This is a genomic window from Intestinibacter sp., assembly GCF_034113885.1.
Classification (GTDB): domain Bacteria; phylum Bacillota; class Clostridia; order Peptostreptococcales; family Peptostreptococcaceae; genus Intestinibacter.
The window spans coordinates 1-4,799 of sequence record NZ_JAXEWM010000141.1 but is presented as its reverse complement, the minus strand read 5'-3'; the positions used below and the strand labels follow the sequence as shown (position 1 = coordinate 4,799).

8 protein-coding genes are annotated in these 4,799 nt (G+C 30.0%); all 8 read left to right on the top strand.

Features of this window, described 5'->3' with window-relative positions; genetic code table 11:
* On the top strand, window positions 1-225 hold a 225-nt coding region (locus tag SPD90_RS08735; RefSeq protein ID WP_320924971.1), incomplete at its 5' end, for a hypothetical protein.
* Window positions 226-271: 46 nt separating this feature from the next.
* Window positions 272-1,117 (top strand): DNA-methyltransferase, encoded by an 846-nt coding sequence (locus SPD90_RS08730; RefSeq protein ID WP_320924970.1) that lies wholly within the window; start codon window positions 272-274, stop codon window positions 1,115-1,117.
* 214 nt (window positions 1,118-1,331) lie between these two features.
* Complete coding sequence (locus SPD90_RS08725; RefSeq protein ID WP_320924969.1) at window positions 1,332-2,144, top strand: hypothetical protein; 813 nt, start codon at window positions 1,332-1,334, stop codon at window positions 2,142-2,144.
* Between the two features lie 13 nt (window positions 2,145-2,157).
* Window positions 2,158-2,397: a hypothetical protein gene (locus SPD90_RS08720; protein ID WP_320924968.1), complete on the top strand. Its 240-nt coding sequence runs from the start codon at window positions 2,158-2,160 to the stop codon at window positions 2,395-2,397.
* 209 nt (window positions 2,398-2,606) lie between these two features.
* Window positions 2,607-3,647, top strand: a complete 1,041-nt coding sequence (locus tag SPD90_RS08715; RefSeq protein ID WP_320924967.1) for a phosphoadenosine phosphosulfate reductase family protein — start codon at window positions 2,607-2,609, stop codon at window positions 3,645-3,647.
* Window positions 3,648-3,649: 2 nt separating this feature from the next.
* On the top strand, window positions 3,650-4,030 hold the full coding sequence (locus tag SPD90_RS08710; protein ID WP_320924966.1) for a hypothetical protein: 381 nt from the start codon (window positions 3,650-3,652) through the stop codon (window positions 4,028-4,030).
* 69 nt (window positions 4,031-4,099) lie between these two features.
* Window positions 4,100-4,588 carry a DUF1599 domain-containing protein gene (locus SPD90_RS15245; RefSeq protein ID WP_331680549.1) on the top strand — a complete coding sequence of 163 codons (489 nt, stop codon included), beginning with the start codon at window positions 4,100-4,102 and terminating at the stop codon, window positions 4,586-4,588.
* A complete protein-coding gene (locus SPD90_RS08700) occupies window positions 4,579-4,776 on the top strand; it encodes a hypothetical protein (RefSeq protein ID WP_320924965.1) in 198 nt (65 codons plus the stop codon). Before SPD90_RS15245 ends, SPD90_RS08700 begins: the two co-directional genes overlap by 10 nt.
* Window positions 4,777-4,799 lie beyond the last annotated feature (23 nt).

Below are 4,799 nucleotides of genomic sequence, written 5' to 3'. Positions count from 1 at the left end.
GTACCTATAAAATTGAATGATTTTAAAAAACAAGCCTTTAAGGCAGGATATATAAAGGATAGCAAATCAATTCCCGTAAGGTTTGGTGATAGAACTAAAAGAGCAGAATTGTATGATAAAAAAATGTTACTGAAATTAGGACTTACTTATATATGCAATGTAGACATTAATACAATTCAAAAATCCAATACGGGCAAAGTAATTCAAGGCAACTTTAATTGTTAGCCTTGAGTTACATAATATTAAATTATGTAAAGTAGGAGGATCTAAAATGAATGGCGAAACAAAAAAGCAAAAAATAAAATGTGAATTGTACAATGACAATTTTCAAAATTATAAAAGATATAACATACCTAGGGCTCAATTAGTTATTGCAGATATACCTTATAACGTAGGTACTAACTTTTATGGTTCTAATCCAGTATGGTACAACGGAGGGGATAATAAAAACGGAGAAAGTAAAAAGGCTGGTAAAGCTGCATTTAATTCGGATTTTAACTTTAACATAGCTGAATACTTTCATTTTTGTAATAGGCTATTAAAGAAGGAACCTAAAAAAGCAGTTGCAAGAGGGAGAAGTTCAGACGCACCTTGTATGATTATATTTTGCGCTTTTGAACAAATAGAAAGTGTAAAGAATTACGCTAAGAAATATGGATTTAAAAATAGTATTCCACTAGTATTTGTTAAGAATTATAGTCCACAAGTTTTAAAAGCCAACATGAGAATTGTTGGAGCTACTGAATATGCATTAGTCCTTTACAGAGACAAGTTACCTAAGTTTAGAAATGGGCTTCAAATTGATGAAAACGGAAAGAACATTAGAGGAACAGGGCATATGATATTTAATTGGTTTGAATGGAAAAGAGATAATTCAAAAGAATATCCTAAGATACATCCAGCGCAAAAACCAGTAGGACTTTTGAAACAACTTATAGAGATATTTACAGATCCAGGGGATGTTGTAATTGATCCATGTGCTGGTAGTGCTACGACTTTAAGAGCAGCAGCTGAATTAGGCAGAAATAGTTATGGATTTGAAATATATAGAAAATTCTATAAAGAAGCAGAGGAGAAAATGCTAGATGTAAACAACACGCAACAAACATTAATGTAAAAAAAGCCTTAAAGGCTATAAACAAGGTGATCAAATATGAGAAAGAAAGGAGAAAAAGCATAACTAAATCCTCGTAGACGAGGTTTTATAAAGACTAGTATGGTGAATTTATAAATAAAATTTAACAGAGTGGCTGTGCCTAATTAAGCACTTAATAATGCATCCAAGCCGGTTGTTAAATTTCCACTACAAGATTTTTTATGTAGTGGTAGTTATGAAATATATTGTATGTTTTTCAGGAGGACATTCAAGTGCATTATGTGCTATTGAATGTGTTAGAAAAGCCGGAAAGGAAAATGTGGTTTTGTTAAATCACAATATTAGTGAAGAGGTAGAAGATAAAGACATTAAAAGATTTAAACAAGAAATAGCAGATTATTTAGGAATAAAAATAACTTACGCCAATATGGAAGGGTGGGAATATAAAACACCTTTAAGAGTTTGTAAAGAATTAGGCGGCTTTAAATTTGGTAATGGTCCAGCATTATGTACTTACAATTTAAAAACTAAGCCTTTTTATAAGTGGTTGGTGGATAATTATCCAATAGAAAAAGGTGAGATTAGAGAAGATGTAAGAATTGTATATGGATTTGACAAAGAAGAGCCAAGCCGAATACAAAGAAGAATTGGCGTGATGATTAACAAAGGTTATAAATGTGAATTCCCATTAGCTTTTTGGGATAGAACAATAACTTGTACTGAAGAAATAGGGATTGCAAGGCCTAATACTTATAAATTATTTAAGCATGCTAATTGCAAGGGTTGTTTAAAGAGTGGTAAACAACAATGGTATTTAACATATTGTTTATATCCAGAGTTATGGGAAGAGGCTAAGCAAGTAGAAAATGAAATAGGATATAGCATAATCAAAGGTAGTTTTTTAGAGGAGTTGGAGCCTAAATTTGCAAGAATGAAATGTAAAGGAATAGTTCCAACAGAAAAAATAAAACCACAGACATTTTGGGCTATGGTTAGAAAAGAAATACCAGATAAAAGCGAGAATCTACCTTGTGAATGTGCTTTATAAAGGAGATGATTATATGAATCAGGTAAAAAGAATACCTACTCATATAGTGATACATGAGTATTTGTTTACATTTGAATACTTAACATGGAAAGGATTTAAAAGAAAAATTGATAAAAGAACAATAAAGTCACCAAGCATTGAAGATGCAAAAATCTTATTTAAAAATTGGTGGCAAAACATAAGAACTATATCTAAAGCAGAAATTCTAGATATAAAAGAAATAGAAGAAAATAAACAAGAAATTGTTTTATAATAACAAAAATTCAATTTTATCAATCCTGGTATACCAGGTTGTCTAGTAATAAATAGATTAGCCATTTATTTATTATCGAAAAGCTATGAGTAAAGACGTAAAACGCACTCACTGGGGAGTAAGCTCCGAAAGTCATAAATTAAGCCAGTAAAGTCAATCAGAGAAACTTAATACCGTTTCCTAATAAATCAGGCAATTTGATTTATTAGGTGATAGGATTGAATAATAATGAATTAAAAATGCTACAAAGCTTACCTTTAAATATAAAGGTGGGAAAAAGTATTTTAAGGATAAAAGAGTTTACAAGTTATTATGGAATTGATGGTGTGTATGTAAGTTTTAGTGGTGGTAAGGATAGTTCAGTTTTATTAGATATTGTATGTAAATTTTGTGTTCTTTATGGATATAAAAAGGTTTATGTAGCTTTTAGTGATACTGGATTGGAATTTCCAGAGTTAAAACAATTTGTAGGTAATTATGTTAAGTATCTAAGCCTTAAACATAAGATAGATGTAATTTTAGATAAAGTAAGACCCAATATGAGTTTTAAACAGGTAGTAAGTAAATATGGTTATCCAGTAATAAGTAAAAAAGTTAGCAGATCATTGCATGATTTACAAAATCCTACAAGCAAAAATGTAAATATAAGAAATTTATATCTTACTGGAATTACATCAACAGGAAGAGAATGCAAAAGTAGGAAGCTTGCTAAAAAATATTATCCACTAATTAATGCAGATTTTAGAATACACAATAGATGTTGCGACAAAATGAAAAAAGAGCCACTACATAAGTACGAGAAAGATACAAATAGAAAACCTATTATAGGAATGTTAGCAGAAGAAGGGGAAGAACGTAAAAAGGCTTATATGCAACATGGTTGTATAAATTGGAAAAGGGAAAGCTGTAATCCATTAGGTTTTTGGAAAGAGCAAGATGTATTGCAATATATATGGGAAAACAAAATACCAGTAGCATCTGTATACGGACAATTAATAATTATAGATGGTAAATTCAAGTTTACTGGTGAACAAAGAACTGGATGTATTTTCTGTATGTATGGCTGCCATTTAGAAAAAGGTGAGGATAGAAGATTTATAAGGTTATCTAAGACACATCCGCAATTATATAACTACTGCATTAATGGTGGTGAATATGACGAAGAAGGCAAGTGGGTACCAAGCAATAAAGGTTTGGGCTTGGGACATGTTTTAGATCAAATAAATGTTGATTATAAAGAGGTGAAATAAGGATGAAAATAGGAGACAAAGTAAGAGTTGTTAAGTATGTTGATAAAGGTAATGGAGTTAGTAAAAACATAACTGGAATAAATACTGGAACTGTTGTTTTTATAAATAAAGATTTTATTACAATACAATATGCAAATTACAAAGGTACTTTTTCTTTTGCAGGTATGATTAGCCCACAAGGTGAAGTTTTACAAATTAGAAAAGACAAGCAATGGGAAGATGTAACGCTAGAAGATATTAACAACACTATAGGATTGCAGCATGTACTTGTTAGAGATAAATATCTAATTAAAGAGCAATATGTAAGTGAATATGAGAAAGAAACAGAATATAAAAATCTTAAAAAGATGAGATATAAAAAAGATAAAGAGTTAGTTAGGTAAATTGAAGTTGCAAGGTATTTCTAAATTAAGGATGCCTTGCAAAATAAATAATTAGAGGAGGATTAGTAAATGAACTTAACAATAGAAAAGAAAAGAAATAGAGTGTTTGATTATTGTGCAAAGACAGGTTGTGCAGGAGATTGTAAATTAAAGAATTGGGCAGGTAAGAGCAAATTTCTTAATGACGAAAACTGTTTAATAATAGAAGAAGCCACAGAGGAAGAATTAGATAAAGCACTAGAATTAATTAATAACACAAAAATCAATCCTTTAGAGGCTAACAAAATAAAAAAACATAAACTTATATGTGAAAAATTAAATAAGCTATATGAGGCTAAGAACGCTGATTATGGCGATAGCTTTGGAAAGTCTTATAAAGAATATGGATTAACAATGCCATGTATAAGGTTGGAAGATAAATTAAATAGATTAAAAAGCTTAAATTTTAGCAGAACGATTAAAGTAAAAAATGAGAGCGTAGAAGATACATTAATGGATTTAGCTAATTATGCAATTATGACATTAATAGAGTTGGAAGGTGAAGAACAATGCCAATAACAAACAATGAAGCAATAGAACATATAAAAAAGTTAGCAGAATATTGTATGGAGCATTATATGTGTAAAAATTGCATATTTAGACCTGAAAATTATAAGCCAGTAACGAATGAATGTTTATTTGGGTTTACACCATGTGATGTGGATAGCAAAATCAGGGAAAAAATCAGAAATGGGGAAATAAAATGATTAGGAGGAAGAATAAATGAAAA

Coding starts and splice junctions, on each gene's coding strand:
- SPD90_RS08730 (WP_320924970.1), top strand. CDS start 272: ATGAATGGCGAAACAAAAAAGCAAAAAATAAAATGTGAATTGTACAAT.
- SPD90_RS15245 (WP_331680549.1), top strand. CDS start 4,100: ATGAACTTAACAATAGAAAAGAAAAGAAATAGAGTGTTTGATTATTGT.
- SPD90_RS08725 (WP_320924969.1), top strand. CDS start 1,332: ATGAAATATATTGTATGTTTTTCAGGAGGACATTCAAGTGCATTATGT.
- SPD90_RS08710 (WP_320924966.1), top strand. CDS start 3,650: ATGAAAATAGGAGACAAAGTAAGAGTTGTTAAGTATGTTGATAAAGGT.
- SPD90_RS08720 (WP_320924968.1), top strand. CDS start 2,158: ATGAATCAGGTAAAAAGAATACCTACTCATATAGTGATACATGAGTAT.
- SPD90_RS08700 (WP_320924965.1), top strand. CDS start 4,579: ATGCCAATAACAAACAATGAAGCAATAGAACATATAAAAAAGTTAGCA.